A 16,470-nucleotide genomic window follows, 5' to 3' on the forward strand; every position below is an offset into this window, starting at 1 on the left:
TCGTCCAGGAAGTCGGCGTGGAGTCGAGTGGAGAAGCCGGGTGAAGGAGTTGGCGGCCATGCAGGTGGCGGCGCAGGTGCTGGTGGGTGCGGTCGCGGTGATCCATACGTACTTCCTGATATTGGAGATGTTCCTCTGGGACACCCCGCGCGGCAGGAAGGTGTTCGCGACCACGCCGGAGTTCTCCCGCGAGAGCGCGCCGCTGGCCGCCAACCAGGGCCTCTACAACGGGTTTCTGGCCGCCGGCCTGGTCTGGGGCCTGGTGTCGGACGACCCCGTGGCGTTCGGGGCGCAGGTGTTCTTCCTGGTCTGCGTGATCGTCGCCGGGCTCTACGGCGCCGCCACGGTCAACAAGCGCATCCTCGCCGTCCAGGCGGTCCCGGCCGCGGTCGCCCTGGCGCTCGTCGTGGCGGCGGGGTGAGGCGATGGCCGCGAGTGGAGACCCCCGGGCGGCGAGGACCCGCGGGCGGTTGAGGCAGGCGCTGCTGGCGGCCTGCGAGGAACAGCCGCTGGAGGACGTCAGCGTCTTGGAGGTGGTCCGGCGCGCCGGAGTCGGCCGGGCCACGTTCTATCTGCACTACGAGGATCTGCACGGGCTGGCCGTGGACGCTTGCGCGGAGCTGGTGCGCACGGCGGTGGACGCCCTGCACGCGTGGGAGGCGCTGCCGGATCCGGCGAGCCCGCCGAGCGCCTTGAACGAACTCCTCGAGTCGGCGCGGGAGCGGGCGGCGCTGTACCGGAGCCTGTTGCGCCCGGGCGGCGGCGGGCCGCTGGGCGAACTGCTGCACAGGGAGCTGATGGAGCGCAGCCTCGCCGAGCGCGGACGCAGGCTGCCGGGAGGCAACGCCGACGAGGTGGCGGCGAGCGCGGTCGCCGCGGCGTTCACCGGGGTGCTCGCGGATTGGCTGCACGAGCGGATTCCGGGGAGCCCGGCCGAGCTGTCCGGCCGGGTGTGGCGACTGCTCGGCGCGATCCACGCGGCATTCCGCCCCTGACGTGCGAACCCCGCCCCTCCCGCTTCGACGGGGGAGGGATCACTCAGCGGCCGACCTGGAGCCCTCAGCCGTTCCCCGGGGCTCTCAGGCTGCCGTCCGGGGCTCTCAGGCTGCCGTCCGGGGCTCCCGGCTGCCGCCCGGGGCCGTCAGGAGTTGGGGCGCAGGGTCCAGACGACGGTCATCTCGCCGGTCGTCGCGCCGTCGTCACGGGTGATGGCGATGGCGACCGGGAACTCCGGCCGCAGGCCCGCGTCGAGTTCGGCGACGACCTCGGCGACCGGGCGGCCGAGGGTGGCCGTTGCGGTGACCGGGCCCATGGCCAGCTTCTTGTAGCCGATCTCGGCACGCACCGCGAGCGGAACGGCGCGCGAGAGCTGCTCGCCGAACGCGCTGAGCACGATCGCGCCGCTGGCGGACTCGGCGAGCGTGAACATCGCGCCCGCGTGCGGGCCGCCCACGTGGTTGTGGAAGTCGGGCTGGTCCGGAAGGCGCACGACGGCGCGTTCCGGCGTGGTCTCCACGAACTCCAGGTTCAGGGTGCGAGCCATGGGCACGGTGGCCGCGAGAAGCTCGCCGATCGACATCGTCGCATCGGTCATGAGCAGATGTTACCAGCAAGTAGCTTATGTTCGGCAAGGGCCCCTCGGTCGGTGGGAGGTCAGGAGGACCGGCGGGCCTTGCGATGGCGGCCCGGCAGCAGACGGTGCAGGGTCTCGATGCGATTCGTCGTGATGGCGTCGACGCCCATGCCGAGCATCCGCCGCATGTTCAGTCCGGTGTCCACCGTCCACACCCCGGCCAGCAGCCCCGCCGCGTGGATGCGCGACACCAGGCGCCGGTCGACCAGGCCGAACGGCATATTGATCCAGCGCGGGCGCACCTGGTCCATCAGATGGCGCGGCGGGATACCGGCCCGCTTCCACGTGAGCGCGATCTCCGCCTCCGGATCGCTGCGGCGCACGGCGGTCATCGGGGTCACGCCTCCGCAGTAGTACACCCGGTCGGCCGCCCCGGACCCATGGACCTCGGCGACGGCCGCCCGGGCGCTCTCGGCGTCCATGACATCGATCATCGCCCGGGCGCCGATCGCCGCCAGCGCCTCGCGCAACGTCGGAACGCCGAGGCCGCGGGCATGCTTCGACTCCGTCTCGGCGATCGGCCGCTCCACCTCCCACAGCCGTTCCAGGGTCCGGTCGTGGAGGAGGACCGGGACGCCGTCCCTGGTGGTCCGCACATCGATCTCCACGGCGTCGGCGCCCGCGAGCACCGCCGAGCGCAGGGAGGGCAGGGTGTTCTCCCGGTGCCGGTAGGGGTCACCTCGGTGCGCGATGGCAAGGGGCCTGGAGTTGCTCATGGCCCCATGATCGCCCGATGGGCCCGGAGGAATACACCTACGGGCCCACCTGTCCCCCGAAGGGGGCGGACGCCGGCCGGTCGGGGCGCCTTCCGTCGGGCCGTTGGTCAGGGCACGAGTGCGCGGACCGTTCCGGCGCCGACCGCGCGCCGCCTTCCCTCAAGCCCCCGTGGCCGCCGTCAGCCGACGGCGAACGCGCCCGCGGGTGGCTCGGGCGACTCGGCCGCGAAGGAGTCGTCGACCGGCTCGGCGCCGGCCGCGAACACCTCGATCCGGTCGTCGTGCTCGACCCGCGCCGGGAAGGGGTCGGCGGCCAGGCGCCGCACCAGTTCGGCGACGGGCAGATCGCGATGGGAGGCGAGCAGGACGACATTGCCGAATCTGCGGCCCCGCAGGACGGAGGCCTCGGCGAGCAGGCAGACCTGGGGGAACACCGCCCGCACCGTGGCCACTTGGGCCCGGGCGAAGGCCAACGGCGGCCCGTCCGCGAGGTTCGCCGCGTAGAGCCCGTCCGGCTTGATCAACTGGGCTGCCTCACGAACGAATTGAACGGACGTCAGATGAGCGGGCACCCGAGCCCCGCCGAAGACGTCGGCCACCACCAGGTCGGCCCCAGCGCGCGGCAGGTCCGCCAGCGCCGCCCGGGCGTCCTGTGCGCGGATGCGGATCCCCGTGCCGGCCCGCAGCGGCAGATGTTCCAGGACGAGCTCGATCAGCGCCTTGTCCGCCTCCACCACGTCCTGCCGGGACCCCGGCCGTGTCGCCGCCACGTACCGGGCGAGCGTGCACGCCCCACCGCCGAGGTGCACCACGTCCAAGGGCGCGCCCGAGGCGGCGGCGGTGTCCACGATGTGCCCCAGGCGCCGTACGTACTCGAACTCCAGATACTCCGGGTCGTCGAGATCCACATAGGACTGCGGAGCCCCGTTCACGGTCAGCAGCCAAGCACGGTCACGGTCCACATCCGGCAGGAGCCTGGCAAACCCGAACCCGACCCCCCTGCCCACCGGCACCGGCTCACCCCCGCCGCCCACGTCAGAGCTCACACGTCCATTGTCCGCCCCGGCCGCTACGGCAGGCGGTCGGTGACCCGGCCCGCGGTGAGTTCCAGGCGCCGGGTGGTGTGGACCGCCTCGAGCATGCGGCGGTCGTGGGTGACGAGCAGGAGCGTGCCGGGGTAGGAGGAGAGCGCCGACTCGAGCTGTTCGATCGCGGCCAGGTCGAGGTGGTTCGTCGGCTCGTCGAGGACGAGAAGGTTCACCCCGCGGGCCTGGAGCAGGGCCAGCGCCGCCCTGGTCCGCTCCCCCGGCGACAGCGAGGCGGCCGGGCGCAGGACATGGTCGGCACGCAGTCCGAACTTCGCCAGCAGGGTGCGCACCTCGGCCGGTGCCCACTCGGGGACGGCGGCCCCGAAGGCGTCCAGCAGGGCCTCGTCACCGAGGAACAGCCCGCGGGCCTGGTCCACCTCGCCGACGACGACGCCGGGGCCCAGCGCGCTGTGCCCCTCGTCCAGCGCCGCCCGCCCGAGCAGCGCCGCGAGCAGTGTCGTCTTCCCCGAGCCATTGGCGCCGGTGATCGCGATCCGCTCGGCCCAGCCGACCTCCAGGTTCACCGGGCCGAGGGTGAACGAGCCCCGCTTCACCACCGCTGCGCGCAGCGTCGCCACGACCGCGCCCGCCCGGGGCGCGGCGGCGATCTCCATCCGGAGCTCCCACTCCTTGCGGGGCTCCTCGACGGTCTCGAGGCGTTCGATCATCCGCTCCGTCTGGCGGGCCTTCGCCGCTTGCTTCTCACTCGCCTCGGACCGGAACTTCCGGCCGATCTTGTCGTTGTCGGGGGCCTTGCGGCGGGCGTTCTTGACGCCCTTGTCCATCCAGGCACGCTGCGTTCTGCCGCGCTCCTCCAACGAGGAGCGCCTGTCGGCGTACTCCTCGTACTCCTCCCTGGCGTGGCGGCGGGCGACCTCACGCTCGGCGAGGTAGGCCTCGTAGCCGCCCCCGTAGCCGCGCACCTGCTGCTGTGCCAGATCGAGCTCGAGCACCCGGTTGACCGTCCGGGCCAGGAACTCGCGGTCGTGGCTGACCAGCACCGTTCCCGCGCGCAGCCCGGTGACGAAGTCCTCCAGGCGGGCGAGTCCGTCGAGGTCGAGGTCGTTGGTGGGCTCGTCCAGGAGGAAGACGTCGTAGCGGCTGAGCAGGAGCGAGGCCAGTCCGGCGCGTGCGGCCTGCCCGCCGGAGAGCGAGGCCATGGGCTGTTCGAGGTCCACCGCCAGGCCGAGGTCCGCGGCGACCTCCTCGGAACGCTCCTCCAGGTCCGCGCCGCCGAGCGAGAGCCAGCGCTCCAGGCCCACGGCGTAGGCGTCGTCCGCGCCCGGCAGCCCTTCGACGAGTGCCTGAGTCGCCGCGTCGAGCTCGGTCTGCGCCGCCGCGACCCCGGTGCGCCGGGACAGGAACGCGCGGACGGTCTCGCCCTCGCGCCGCTCCGGCTCCTGCGGGAGGTGTCCGACGGTGGCGGTGGGCGGGCTGAGCCGGACCGTGCCCTGCTCGGGGGCGGCAAGCCCGGCGAGCAGGCGCAGGAGGGTGGACTTCCCGGCGCCGTTGACCCCGACGAGCCCGACGACGTCCCCGGGGGCGACGACGAGTTCGAGTCCGGAGAACAGCACGCGGTCGCCATGTCCGGCGGCGAGGTCCTTGGCGACGATCGTGGCACTCATATCGCTGGTCATGCTAGCGGGCCCGGGCGGCGGCCCGGCCGGTCCGCGGGCGCACGCGGTCGGCCACGTCCGGCCTCACGCTGTGCGCTCCCGCCAGGCGGTCTCGCGCCGCTGGAGCCGCGGCGCCGCCTCAAGCCGTGCCGTCCGCGAAACGCCCGCCGGTGTTCGCGGGGCGAGACCCCCACGTGGCGGGCGAAGTGCCGGCGCGGTGACACCGCGGAGCCGAAGCCGCACCGGCGGACGATCTCCTCCACCGTCAGATCACCGTCCTCCACCGGCCCTTGCGCGGCCAGGACCCGCTGTTCGATGAGCCGAGGCAGCGGATTGCTGCCGGTGGCATCGGTGAATCCGCGGGCGAAAGCCCGCCCCGGCATCGCCGCCTCACGGGCCGGCCGGGCCAGGGTCAGCGGCTGGTCCAGCTCGGGCGGTGCGCCCGCTGGCGCACCCGGGTGATCGGGTCGTCCTCGGCCCCCTTCTCGTACGGCACGGCCGCCGCGATGAACCGGAGCCGTTAGGCTCACGGGATGCTCGAACAACCGCTGGCGCCAACTCGGCCGACGGGACGGGGCGAACGCGCTTCCCGTGCGCTGCTCTCCCCTTGGGGCCGATGCTCCGTCCTCGTCGTGCTGCTGGCCGCCGCGGGATCGTGCGTGGTGGTCTGGGAGCCGCAGCGGCTGCTCTCCTCGGGGTGGCCCCAGCAGCTGACGGGGGCCGGGGCGGCGCTGGCCTTCCTCGCCGTCTTCGCGGCGTGCACGCTGGCGTTCGTCCCCAAGCCGCTGCTGAACGCCGCCGCCGGGGCCCTCTTCGGCATCCAGCAAGGACTCGTCCTGGCGGTGGCCGGCACCACGCTCGGCGCGGTGGCGGCGTTTTCGCTCGGCAGGGCACTGGGCCGCGACGCCCTGCGATCGCTGCTGCGGGCGAAGGCCCTCAACGCCATGGACCGCCGGCTCAGCGAGCACGGCTTCCGCAGTGTGCTGCTGATGCGGCTGGTGCCCGGGGTGCCGTTCGCGGTGGCGAACTACAGCGCCGCGATCTCCCGGATGCGTACCTCGCCGTTCGTCGCCGCCACGGCGCTGGGCGTCGTACCCAACACGGTGGCCTACGTCGTGGCGGGCAGCCGGGCCGCCGACCCGCACTCGCCGGTCCTCCTGATCGCCCTGGCCGCCATCGCCGCCATGGGAGCGCTGAGCGCCGCCGGAGCGGTACGGCGGGCCCGCGTCCGCAGGCGCGCCGCCACCGCGTGAGCGGGGCGGCGCCGGGTAATCCCCTTGGGCCGGGCAGCCGCCGCTGCCTACCCTGCGTCCATGGGCGAGAACAACGCGCGGCTGGTCGCGGTCCTCACCGGGGCCGGCGTCTCGACGGAGAGCGGCATTCCGGACTACCGCGGGCCGCAGGGCGTGTGGCGCAAGAACCCCGGCGCCGAGCGGCTGGTGACCTACCGGGCCTACATGGACGACCCCGAGGTGCGCCGCGAGTCCTGGCGGATGCGGATGACCAGCCCCGTGTGGCGCGCGGAGCCCAACGCCGGGCACCGCGCGCTGGTGGACCTGGAGCGCTCGGGGACGCCCATGCGGATCATCACGCAGAACATCGACGGACTGCACCAGAAGGCGGGATCCACCCCGCGCAAGGTCCTCGAGCTGCACGGCACGGCGTCCACGGTGGTGTGCACCGGCTGCGGTGACCGCGGCCCCATGGAGGGGGCGCTGGCCCGCGTCGAGGCCGGGGAGGCGGATCCACCGTGTCTGAGCTGCGGCGGGATCCTCAAGTCCGCGACCGTGATGTTCGGGCAGGCACTGGACAGCGGGACGATCCAGCAGGCGGCGAAGATCGCGCGGGTCTGCGATCTCTTCCTCGCCGTCGGCACCTCGCTCCAGGTGGAACCGGCGGCCTCGCTGTGCCGGGTCGCCGTCGAGTCGGGCGCCCGCCTGGTGATCGTGAACGCCGAGCCGACCCCTTACGACGCGCTGGCGGACCAACTGATCCGCGAGCCCATCGGCACCGCGCTGCCCGGACTCGTCTCGGAGATCACGGACAGCGCTTGAGGGGACGGGGAGCCGCGGGTGGCTCAGGACTTCTGGGCGTCCGGCCAGTCCGCGTAACGGATGCGGGAGATCTCCAGCACCTCGCCGAGCGTCCCCCACTCGTCCTTGCCGAGCCTGGTCAGGGGCCGCATCCTGTCCACCTCGGGATGCCCGTCCACCAGCACCGCGTCGGAGACGGCCGCGTGCACGACCTCCCCGAACACAACCGTGGAGTCCCCGAGCAGGACCGTGCTGTGCAGCCGGCACTCCAGCGCCACGGGCGAGGCGGCGACCCGCGGAGGCTTGACCCGCGTGCTGGGCTCACGTGCGATACCGACGGCATCGAACTCACTCAGCCGGTGCGGGAAGTCGGTGCCGGTGGCATTGATCTGCTCGAAGAGCTGCTCCGGCGCGAGATTGACGACGAACTCCCCGGTCGCCTCGACATTGCGCAGACTGTCCTTGCGCCCGACCGAGGTGAACTGCACCATCGGCGGACTCACACAGGCGACCGTGAAGAAGGAATGGGGCGCCAGGTTGTCCACGCCGTCGGCGGAGGTGGTGGAGACCCAGGCAATGGGCCGGGGCACCACGGAGGCGGTAAGCAGGCGGTAGAAGGTGTTCCGGTCGTGCTGGGCGGGATCCAGTTCGATGCGCATGCGGCCAGTATCCAGGTCGCCGACTCGGGGGGAGGGCCGACCGGTGCCCGTCCGGGGCGGCGAGCCGAGCCGGGGCGGCACCACCGCCCGGGTGATCGCACGGCAGTCGCCCTGCTCGGCACCCTTCCGGGCAGGGCAGTGAGGCTGCCGGGTCAGTCGACGCAGGCGCACCCGGCGGCGGCCTTGGCTTCCGCCGGGGTCCGGGTGGGGTCGAGGGCCTGTTCGTCGGGGGTGCAGCAGGCGGTGGTGCCGCAGCAGGCGTCGGGGGCGCCTTCGGCGGACTTGCCGAGCGTGCCGGCGTCGGCCTTGACCACGTACACCTCCCAGGGCTCCTTGCCCGGGCCGGTCACCCACACCTTGTCCTGCAGGGCGTAGCAGCAGGAGGTGTTGTTCTCCTCGAAGGTGGCAAGGCCCGCCTCCTTGAGGCGGTCGGTGGCGGCGGCGACCTGTTCGGTGGTGGTGACTTCGACGCCGAGGTGGTCCAGGCGGGTGTCCTCGTCGGCCTTGCCCTCGATGAGGACGAGCTTGAGGGGCGGTTCGGTGACGGCGAAGTTGGCGTAGCCGTCGCGGCGTTTGGCGGGGGCGGTGCCGAAGAGCTTGGAGTAGAAGGCGATGGAGCCTTCGAGGTCGGCGACGCGCAGGGCGAGCTGGACGCGGGACATGGCGGTCTCCTCCGGGATCGAGCTGCATCGACGTCTGTCGATACAGCCGAGGTTGCCACTCGGTTAGATGGATGTCAACATAGAGGAATGTCGAAACAAGGTGGTCTGCTGCCGGTGCTCGGCCCCGACTCCGCGTGCTGCGCGCCGATGGTCCGCGAGCCGCTGGGTGAGGAGGCGGCGGCCGAGCTGTCGCGGATGTTCAAGGCGCTGTCGGACCCGGTCCGGCTGCGGCTGCTGTCGCTGATCGCCTCCCACGAGGGCGGTGAGGCGTGCGTGTGCGACCTGATCGGCCCGTTCGAGGTGTCCCAGCCGACGATCTCCCACCATCTGAAGGTGCTGCGCGAGACCGGACTCGTCGGCTCGGAGCGGCGCGGGACCTGGGTGTACTACTGGGTACTCCCCGCCGCCCTGGAGAAGCTGTCCGCCCTGCTCCGGACCCCCACCGTTCCCGCGCAGGCCGGAGCGTGAGCGGGCAGGCGCCTGCGCGAGGCAGCCGAGGCCGCTGAGGCGGGCGTGAGCGGGCAGGCGCCTGACGAGGCTGTGCCGGCTGAGGCGGCTGAAGCTGCCGAGGCGGCCGGGCAGGCGGCGGTCATGGCCCACCCGGGCGTTTCACTCCCGCACGGGCTGTCGGACAGCATGCACGGCATCGCGCCGCGGCTGACCCTCCTGCCGCCCCCGCGGCAGCGCGCCCGTCCCGGTCGTCCTCACCGACGGCTGGACCATCGATCCGACGGATGAGCGCGCGCAGACGCGGCGCTGGATGCCGGTGGCACGCTCGGCCCCGCAGTGGCTACGCCCTGCGGGCCAGAACCAGTCGGCACCGCGGGCTGCCGTCCTCACGCCGCCCGTAGTCCTCCAGGGCCACCGTCGCCACGCCGAAGCCGACTGCCGCGAGGTCCGCGCGCACGGCCTCCAGCGGGAAAGTGCGGTAGTACATGACGAAGGGCGGCCGCCACACCGCGTTCCGCAGGCGCATCAGCGCATCGAATCCCGCAAGCCGCCAGTACCAGCGCGAGGTGACGCGCGGCGGCGCGGCGACCGGGAAGGCGAAGAGGCCGCCGGGCCGCAGCGCGCGGTGCACCCCCGCGAAGAACGTGGGCCGCTCGGCGGGAAGGAAATGCCCGAAGGCGCCGAAGCTCACGGCCAGGTCGAACTCCCCGACGAAGGGCAGCGCCCGCACATCGGCCCGTACCAACTCCGCATCCGGGTACGCCTCACGCGCCTCGTCCAGCATCCCGGCACTGAAGTCGACACCGGCGATCCGCCCTCGGCACAAGGGCTTGAGCACCCGCATCCCGGCGCCCGTGCCGCAGCACACATCGAGTCCGTCGCCGAAGGGCCCGTACGCGCGCAGCGCCTCGGCGGTCGCATCGAGGAGGCGGTCCGACGTGCGGTAGGGCGTGCGGTCGAACCTCGGGGCCAGCAGGTCGTACCCCCGCTCGACGGAGGACAGCACCTGAACGGCCAAGTCGCGAAGGGACGGACCCTCGGAAGAGCGCACGCCCCCAGCCTAGAGCCGTCCACTCCGGAGCCGCCGGCGCCGTTCCTCCCGAGAGGTCGGCGCCCATGGAGTCGGCGCGCGCGACGCACATGGAAGGGCACACAAGGGCACCCGCGGAAGGACACACGCGGAGGACACCCGTGGACGACACACATGGACGACACACATGGACGACGCACGTGGACCACACTCACGGACGACACACATCGAAACAGCCATGCACCTCGGGCATAGCGGAACGTTTCCGCAGCCGCCCGGGTTCGATGAAGCCACCTGATTGCACAGGAACAGGCCTGAAAAGGGCGCGTTCCGCGCCATACTGGTCGCCCCCACATACGACCGGCGTCCGGGTTCCGCTCACCCGTGCACGGGCGAGGCTGCCCCGACGGCGGACGGCAGGAGAGCACAGCGGTACGGGAGCGTGATGGCGCAGCGGTACATGTACATCAGGCGCAGGGACTGTGAGAAGGACACCGGCAACCCACCGAGGTCCTGGCAATGGATTCTCTCGGATGTCCCCGGTGGCCACGAAGAGGACGACTACGTGGAACTGCGCGCCGACGACCGGGCCTTCCACGATCTGTGGGAACTGGACCAGACGAAATGGCGCGACCTGGCAGCAAGCGGACCCGACGAGCTCGAGCGGTATCTGCGCCCGATCAGCAAGTGGCTGGCCTGCCGGGGCCTGCCGCACATAGCCGAGAGGCTCAGGCGGCAGGCCGTCCTGCAGCTGTCGGGGCCGGAGGACATGTGGAGGATGACCCAACTGCCCTGGATGCTGGCGGACCTGGGCGAGGGCCCCTTGGCCCTGCGCGGGATCACCTGCGTCCAGCGGCCGTTGCGGCCCCCGGAGCCGCGCCGAGTGAGGTCCGCTTCCTCCAAGGCCCTGCGCATCCTGGCCGTGTTCGCCCAGCCGGTCACGGCCGAGCCGCTGGACCTGCGCGCGGAGCGCATCATGATGGCGCGTCTGCCGGACCTCGGGGCCAGGCACGGCCGGTCGGTCGAGGTCCACACCCTCCAGTACGGAGTCACCCGCAGGGCGCTCAGGCAGGCCCTGAACCAGGGGGACGGCTGGGACGTGGTGCACTTCTCCGCCCATGGTGAGCCCGGGGCCCTCCACCTGGAGGACCCGGACGGCGGAGTCGACCCGATCGGCGCGCAGGATCTGACGGAACTGCTCGCGGATACCTACGACACCCTCAAACTCGTCACGCTCTCCTCGTGCTGGTCGGCGGCCGACTCCTCCGACTCCGCCGGGTCGCGGTCCGCCGTGGCGTCCGCCGCGGCCCCGGACGCGGGCTCCTTGGCCGCCGTGATCGCCCAGGAGCTGGGCTGCGACACCGTGGGCATGCGGTTTCCGATGGGCGACGCGTTCACCCGCACGTTCAACCTCGCGCTGTACCACTCGATGATCTCGGACGAGCAGGACGTGGGGAGGGCGGTGGGCTCCGCACTCACCGCCGTGATGGAGGACCCCGGGTTGCCCGAGCACCGGTACCCGCTCACCGTGGCAGGTGTCCACACCGTGATGTCCGCCTCGAGCGAGCCGGTCCGCCTGACGCCTCCCCCTTACCGGTGGATCGCACAGGACTCGGGTGAGATCGACCTGTTCGCCACCGCGCCCCCGGAGAGCGCCCACTTCGTGGGCCGCTGCGGTGAAATGGCCAAGGCCGCCCATGTGCTGGGCGAGGTCTCGCTTGGCCGCACCGGCGTGGTGCTTCACGGAGAGCCCGGCGTCGGCACCACCGCCTGCGCCAACGAACTCGCCCGCACCCGGCGCCGGTTCTTCCGGAACATTCTGTGGTTCGAGGTGCAGGACGACTCGCACTCGGTCCTGAGCCTGGCCGAAGCCATCAACGGGCTCGAACTGCGCGTGGAACTGCCGACGGCGCCGACCACCGCACCCGACGTCTGGGCGCGTGCCTGCGCGAGATTGAGGGAGGTGTGGAGCAGGAACTACGGACTGCTCGTACTCGACCGCCTCGACCGCCAGCTTCTGGAGCCGGGCCTGTGGCGCCACCCGTTCTGGGAGGCTCTGCTGTCCTCGCTGACCGACCACCAGGGCGACAGCCGGGTGCTGATCACGAGCCGGACCGACTTCGGCCCAGAGCCGTTGAGGAGGCTGCTGCCCATCCATGTCGAGCGCCTGACGGACAAGGAGTCCCTTCTCCTGGCCCGGCAGCTGCCGAATCTCACTCCGCTGCTGGACGACGCACAGGCCGACGAAGCGGACCACCGGCTGGCGGACGACGTACTGCGCCGGGCTGCGGGCCTGCCGGCGCTGCTCATGGAGGCCGAGGAAAGGGCAGCGGATCGCGAGGAACTGGCCCAGTGGCCCCGGGGGTGAGGTTCCTTCGCGAATCTCGCCCTGTGACCATTTGGATTCTGTCGGTCACCTGCACACCACCTCCACTTTTCCCTAGACTTCCCTTGCTCGGATTTTGCGCCCGCGCCGCCGTCAGTGCGGCGTGCGGCCCGCATACGCGAACCACCCATGGGGGGCAAGTGGTCGCGCACGATCATGCGGTGCTCAGCACCAAGGACTACCGGGACCAGGCCCACTGGAAATGGACGCTTCGCGTTCCGGGCGGCCCCGAAATCGAACACGATGTGGACCTGTCGGCGGACTGCGACCTTGTCTCCTCACTCGCAGCTCCCTATTCCCGTCTCGCCGCGGAGGGCACGGCACGGGGAACCCCCTCGTGGTCCGCTGCCGAGCGACAGCTGGGGCGGGAGATCGGCGAGCGGGTGCTGGGTGAGGCGATCTGCGAGCGGCTGCTGCAATGGGCGAGCAACCGCCCCAAGGACCGGGTTTCGCCCGTTCTGCTGGAACTGGCTCCGGACACGCGGGAGTTAGCCGGCTTACCGTTGTCCCTGGCCACGACCGGCCCCTCGCCGTCCGCTCCCGGCCGGTCCGAGCAGATGCTCGCGGATCGGCGGATCCGGTTCATCCACTGCCCTCCCCCGGTGGCCGGACCCTCGCAGGACCTGTCCGACGGTTCGGCCGCTGACGGGCAGGCCCTGCCCGTCTGCCTGGTGGGGGTGTTCTCCTCCGGCTCGCACGCCAGGGCGGACGCCGCGCAGCACGAGGAGTACATCCTTCGCCGGCGGCTCCTCGGGGTGGCCGTAGGCGACAGGATGAGGCTCACCCTGCGCAATCTCGTCCATGAGGTCGGCGAACCGGACTTCAGACGATCCCTCTCCCCCGCGGGTGCGCACTCCCCCACCGACCCCAGCGCCCTTGTGCTGCACATCGCGGGGCGGACCGCAGCGGGGCCGGGACCGCTCACCGACACCATCGGCGGCAAGCATCTGCTGGCCGCGGACAAGGTCGCCCAAGCGCTGGGACGCGGCCGCGACCGCCTCGGACTCGTCGTGCTGTCCTCTCCGCCCCCGGGAACCCCCGGCATGCGGGAGCGGCTGGCGCGGCTGGGCATCGAACCGGGCGGCCGCGACGTCGACGCGGACACCCCGGAGCCCGCCGCCGTGGATCTGCCCTGGCAGCTGGCCGAGACGCTGGAGTGCCCCGTCCTGTCCTTCCGCTACCCGATCCCTGAGGGGGTCATCGCGGAGATCTGCGGCGGCCTCTACACAACTCTCCTGACGGGCCAGGACTGCCTTCCCGACGCGCTGGAGCAAGTGCTCGACGGCCTGAAGCTGTCCGGTCTCGACCGCTGCTCACCGACCCTGTACCACCCCAAGGCCCTCGGCCTGCGCCTGCGGTGCGCGCGGGGGGACCACGGCGTCAGCGGCAGACTCGACTTCGTCAGCCATCCGGACGTCCTGCGTAAGGCGGGCGCGGTGCTCGACGCCGGTTCCCCCCACCGCGGCGTGCTGCTCCACGGAATCGAGAGCATCGGCAAACGCGCGTGTGTGCATGCCCTGCGCGATCGGTACGAGCACCTCTTCCATCTCTGTGTTCCCTTCGACGCCGCCCGCACGGCGATGGGCGTGCAATCGGCCCTCTTCGCGTTCTACGCGGGACTCAGCGAGAAATTCGGCCTCCTCCCGGAGTGGACGGCCACCAAGAAGCGCCTCGACTCCAGTCGTTCACTCCAGGATTTCGACCGCGAGCTCGACGTGTTCAACCGGATGCTCAACGTCCGCTGCGCCAACCGACGCGCACTCATCGCCCTGCTCAACGCGGACTGGCTGACGGACGGGTACAGAGCGGCGGGGCAGTGGCGCTATCCGCCGTGGGGGCGGCTCATCAGAGCCCTGGTCGACCACGAGGGGCTGTCCCGTCTGGTCATCACGAGCGCGCGCGCCATCGAATTCGCCGGGCGGCGGCCAGGTGAAACCCCTCGCGGCGACCGGATAAAGAGCGTCGCGGTGCACCCGTTGACCGCCGGCCAGTCCCTCACTCTGGCCGGGACCGAGAGCATGCGGAATCTGAGCGGTTTCGTGCTGCCGGGAGCGGCCGGGCATGTGCCGGGATGGCCGGACGAGGAGCGCAGGTCGCTGGTCAGACGGCTGATCGAGAGCGCCGACGGGCACCCAGGTCTGCTGCGGCTGGCGGAGAAGGAGGCGGGCTCCGCCGAGAGCCTCGACGCCTTCCTGAAGAGCGTCGGGCGCAACGGCGAGGATTCGCGCAAGCTGACGGAGTGGACGAAGGCGTTCACGGAGAATGCCCTGGGCGGACAGGTCGAGGCCGACGCGGCAAGACTCCTGCTCTGGCTCCTGTGCGCCCTGGAGGACAACGAGCGGTTCATTCCCGGCCCGAGCCGCTCCTCCGGCCGCGCCCCGGCGGCGGGCCCCGCACGGGGGTCGGGAACGGTGCTGGCACGGCTCTGGGCGGGGATCTGCACCGAACCGGTACCCCGGCTGCGACCACTCCTTTCGAACGGCGGATGGACGGTCCCCCCGGATCCACCCGGCGGCGAGGCGTCCGACGACTTCGCGCGCTGGCCCGAACTGGCCGTCCTCACCGTCGGCACCCCGCCCCTGGACTGGCTCCTGAACACGGCTCTGGTCAGATGCGCCGAGGACGCGCACGGCGGGACGCGGCTGACGATCCAGCGAACGGTCGCCGAGGCGGCTCTCGAGACGGCGCCCGAGGAGTACGTGAGGGAACTTCGCTCGCGAGCGGCGGCCGCGTTGACCTGGGCCCTTCAGGACGCCCTCAGAAGCGAGTCCTACGACGGACGCCAGACCGTCCTTCGGCACGCGCGGGCGCTGGTCCCCTACCTGGTCCACGGGAGTCGGTCGTCCGCACTCGTCGACGTCGCCGAGGTCATCCTCGAACGGGACCCGCGGATCCTCACCAACGAGACGGTCAGGCTCGCACTTCGGGACGCCTTTCCCGAGCAGATGCGGGAGATCGAGGAGGCCTCGGACGAAAGGCCCCCGCTGAGCCCGGGCCGCGGACCGACCGGACGGTGGCACAGGAACAGCGAGCGGATCACCTGGTTCGAGCGTCTGCGTGACCGACTGGAGATCCCACCGCGGAGCGAGGGCCAGGGATCGGCTCAGGGCGCCGACCTGATGGCCGCACACCGCATCGGTGAACTCCGCGCCCAGGGAGACCTCGCGGGTGCCCTGGCCGAGGCGGACCGATGTCTGGGGCAGGCCAGGGAGGGCGGCGCCGACACGTGGCGTCTGGCGTCCCTGCGCGCCCTGCGCGCCCGGGTAGGAATCGACGCCGGGGACTACAAGGCGGCCGCCGAGGAGGCCGAGGACGTGCTCTTGGACTCCCACAGCTGGGACGGCTCGGGACGCGGTGCCCGCACGACCGACTTCCTTCGCGCCGTACTTCGCGACGCGACCGCGCTGTGCGCGCGGTACTGCGACGACGCCGTCACGCGGCAGGACTGCGTCCACGACTGCCTCGACGTCTCCCGGCGCGCCGCCAAGAAACTGACCAAGCGCCTCGAATACCAGGACGCTTTGGAGTCGGAGCAGCTCAGGGCCTACGTCCACGGCTGCGCCGTGCTGATGGATCCGCCGTGCGACCAGTCGCGTCAGCATGTCCTGCGCCACATACAGGAGTGCTACGACCTCGCCGAGGGGGACGGCGACTGGGCATTGATGGGCCAGGCCCTGTCTGCCAAGGCCGAGGTGCTGCGCGGCCGGAATCCCGGCAGCGCCCTGACGAGCGAGTTGGGGGCACTGCGCTTCCACTACCTCGGCGGCACTCCCATGGACATCGCCCGATGCCACGAGAACATCGGGCGGGGGTTGGGCCCGGACGTGGCGGGGGACCAGGTGCGGCCGAGCGGGGCTCTCGTCCACCACCTCGCGGCAGCGCTGATCAGGAGGCTCACCGGCGACGGCCGTCTTCCGGACAGTCTGAGCAGCCTCGACGAACTGCTGCTGGCCTCGGCCCCGAGCCTTCCCCGCGCCGTCCGGGACCTGGAGGCGGCCATCGGGAAGTCCGCCACCGGTCCTGGGGAACTGGGACTGGAGGAGATGGTCACGTTCCTGGCGAAGGAGGAGTCGGCGGACGCCGCTCTCGCCGCACTGGTCGACGAACTGCTCCGGCGTCAGGAGGGGACCGATGATCCACCGGTGACATGACCGAAGGCACGCGGTCGCCACGACCCCGTGCTCAGCGACAAGCAGC

15 protein-coding genes are annotated in these 16,470 nt (G+C 71.8%); 7 read left to right on the plus strand and 8 right to left on the minus strand.

Annotated elements, in window-relative coordinates; translation table 11 throughout:
• Positions 1-58 precede the first annotated feature (58 nt).
• The gene (locus IEY86_RS07450; protein WP_189130864.1) at positions 59-421 is read left to right on the plus strand and encodes a DUF1304 domain-containing protein; all 363 of its coding nucleotides are present in this window, start codon (positions 59-61) and stop codon (positions 419-421) included.
• 4 nt (positions 422-425) lie between these two features.
• Positions 426-995: a TetR/AcrR family transcriptional regulator gene (locus IEY86_RS07455; RefSeq protein ID WP_189130728.1), complete on the plus strand. Its 570-nt coding sequence runs from the start codon at positions 426-428 to the stop codon at positions 993-995.
• Positions 996-1,141: 146 nt separating this feature from the next.
• Here IEY86_RS07455 and IEY86_RS07460 read toward each other — a convergent pair whose 3' ends face one another.
• The 5 genes from IEY86_RS07460 to IEY86_RS37995 form a co-directional block, all read right to left on the minus strand.
• The gene (locus tag IEY86_RS07460; protein WP_189130865.1) at positions 1,142-1,579 is read right to left on the minus strand and encodes a DUF4442 domain-containing protein; all 438 of its coding nucleotides are present in this window, start codon (positions 1,577-1,579) and stop codon (positions 1,142-1,144) included.
• 74 nt (positions 1,580-1,653) lie between these two features.
• Positions 1,654-2,349, minus strand: a complete 696-nt coding sequence (locus tag IEY86_RS07465) for a glycerophosphodiester phosphodiesterase (RefSeq protein ID WP_189130729.1) — start codon at positions 2,347-2,349, stop codon at positions 1,654-1,656.
• Between the two features lie 179 nt (positions 2,350-2,528).
• Entirely contained in the window at positions 2,529-3,395 is an 867-nt protein-coding gene (locus IEY86_RS07470) for a spermidine synthase (RefSeq protein ID WP_189130730.1), read from the minus strand.
• A 23-nt stretch (positions 3,396-3,418) separates the two neighbouring features.
• A complete protein-coding gene (locus IEY86_RS07475; protein ID WP_189130731.1) occupies positions 3,419-5,062 on the minus strand; it encodes an ABC-F family ATP-binding cassette domain-containing protein in 1,644 nt (547 codons plus the stop codon).
• An 8-nt stretch (positions 5,063-5,070) separates the two neighbouring features.
• Positions 5,071-5,583 carry a helix-turn-helix domain-containing protein gene (locus IEY86_RS37995; RefSeq protein ID WP_373286969.1) on the minus strand — a complete coding sequence of 171 codons (513 nt, stop codon included), beginning with the start codon at positions 5,581-5,583 and terminating at the stop codon, positions 5,071-5,073.
• A 3-nt stretch (positions 5,584-5,586) separates the two neighbouring features.
• On the opposite strand from IEY86_RS37995, the gene IEY86_RS07485 reads away from it, so the two are divergent.
• Both IEY86_RS07485 and IEY86_RS07490 read left to right on the plus strand, forming a co-directional pair.
• Positions 5,587-6,306: a TVP38/TMEM64 family protein gene (locus tag IEY86_RS07485; protein ID WP_189130733.1), complete on the plus strand. Its 720-nt coding sequence runs from the start codon at positions 5,587-5,589 to the stop codon at positions 6,304-6,306.
• 60 nt (positions 6,307-6,366) lie between these two features.
• Complete coding sequence (locus IEY86_RS07490) at positions 6,367-7,107, plus strand: SIR2 family NAD-dependent protein deacylase (RefSeq protein WP_189130734.1); 741 nt, start codon at positions 6,367-6,369, stop codon at positions 7,105-7,107.
• A 23-nt stretch (positions 7,108-7,130) separates the two neighbouring features.
• On the opposite strand, the gene IEY86_RS07495 is transcribed toward IEY86_RS07490, so the two are convergent.
• Both IEY86_RS07495 and IEY86_RS07500 read right to left on the minus strand, forming a co-directional pair.
• Positions 7,131-7,745: a flavin reductase family protein gene (locus tag IEY86_RS07495; RefSeq protein WP_189130735.1), complete on the minus strand. Its 615-nt coding sequence runs from the start codon at positions 7,743-7,745 to the stop codon at positions 7,131-7,133.
• Positions 7,746-7,897: 152 nt separating this feature from the next.
• Positions 7,898-8,407 carry an ArsI/CadI family heavy metal resistance metalloenzyme gene (locus IEY86_RS07500; protein ID WP_189130736.1) on the minus strand — a complete coding sequence of 170 codons (510 nt, stop codon included), beginning with the start codon at positions 8,405-8,407 and terminating at the stop codon, positions 7,898-7,900.
• Positions 8,408-8,494: 87 nt separating this feature from the next.
• Here IEY86_RS07500 and IEY86_RS07505 point away from each other — a divergent pair, with 87 nt between their 5' ends.
• Complete coding sequence (locus tag IEY86_RS07505) at positions 8,495-8,875, plus strand: ArsR/SmtB family transcription factor (protein ID WP_189130737.1); 381 nt, start codon at positions 8,495-8,497, stop codon at positions 8,873-8,875.
• 322 nt (positions 8,876-9,197) lie between these two features.
• On the opposite strand, the gene IEY86_RS07510 is transcribed toward IEY86_RS07505, so the two are convergent.
• Positions 9,198-9,908, minus strand: a complete 711-nt coding sequence (locus IEY86_RS07510) for a class I SAM-dependent DNA methyltransferase (RefSeq protein ID WP_189130738.1) — start codon at positions 9,906-9,908, stop codon at positions 9,198-9,200.
• Between the two features lie 424 nt (positions 9,909-10,332).
• Between IEY86_RS07510 and IEY86_RS07515 the strand changes: the two genes are divergently transcribed.
• Both IEY86_RS07515 and IEY86_RS07520 read left to right on the plus strand, forming a co-directional pair.
• Entirely contained in the window at positions 10,333-12,255 is a 1,923-nt protein-coding gene (locus IEY86_RS07515) for a CHAT domain-containing protein (RefSeq protein WP_189130739.1), read from the plus strand.
• Positions 12,256-12,434: 179 nt separating this feature from the next.
• The gene (locus IEY86_RS07520; RefSeq protein WP_189130740.1) at positions 12,435-16,424 is read left to right on the plus strand and encodes a hypothetical protein; all 3,990 of its coding nucleotides are present in this window, start codon (positions 12,435-12,437) and stop codon (positions 16,422-16,424) included.
• The last annotated feature ends 46 nt before the right edge of the window (positions 16,425-16,470 follow it).

This window comes from Wenjunlia tyrosinilytica (genome assembly GCF_014646055.1).
Lineage (GTDB): Bacteria > Actinomycetota > Actinomycetes > Streptomycetales > Streptomycetaceae > Wenjunlia > Wenjunlia tyrosinilytica.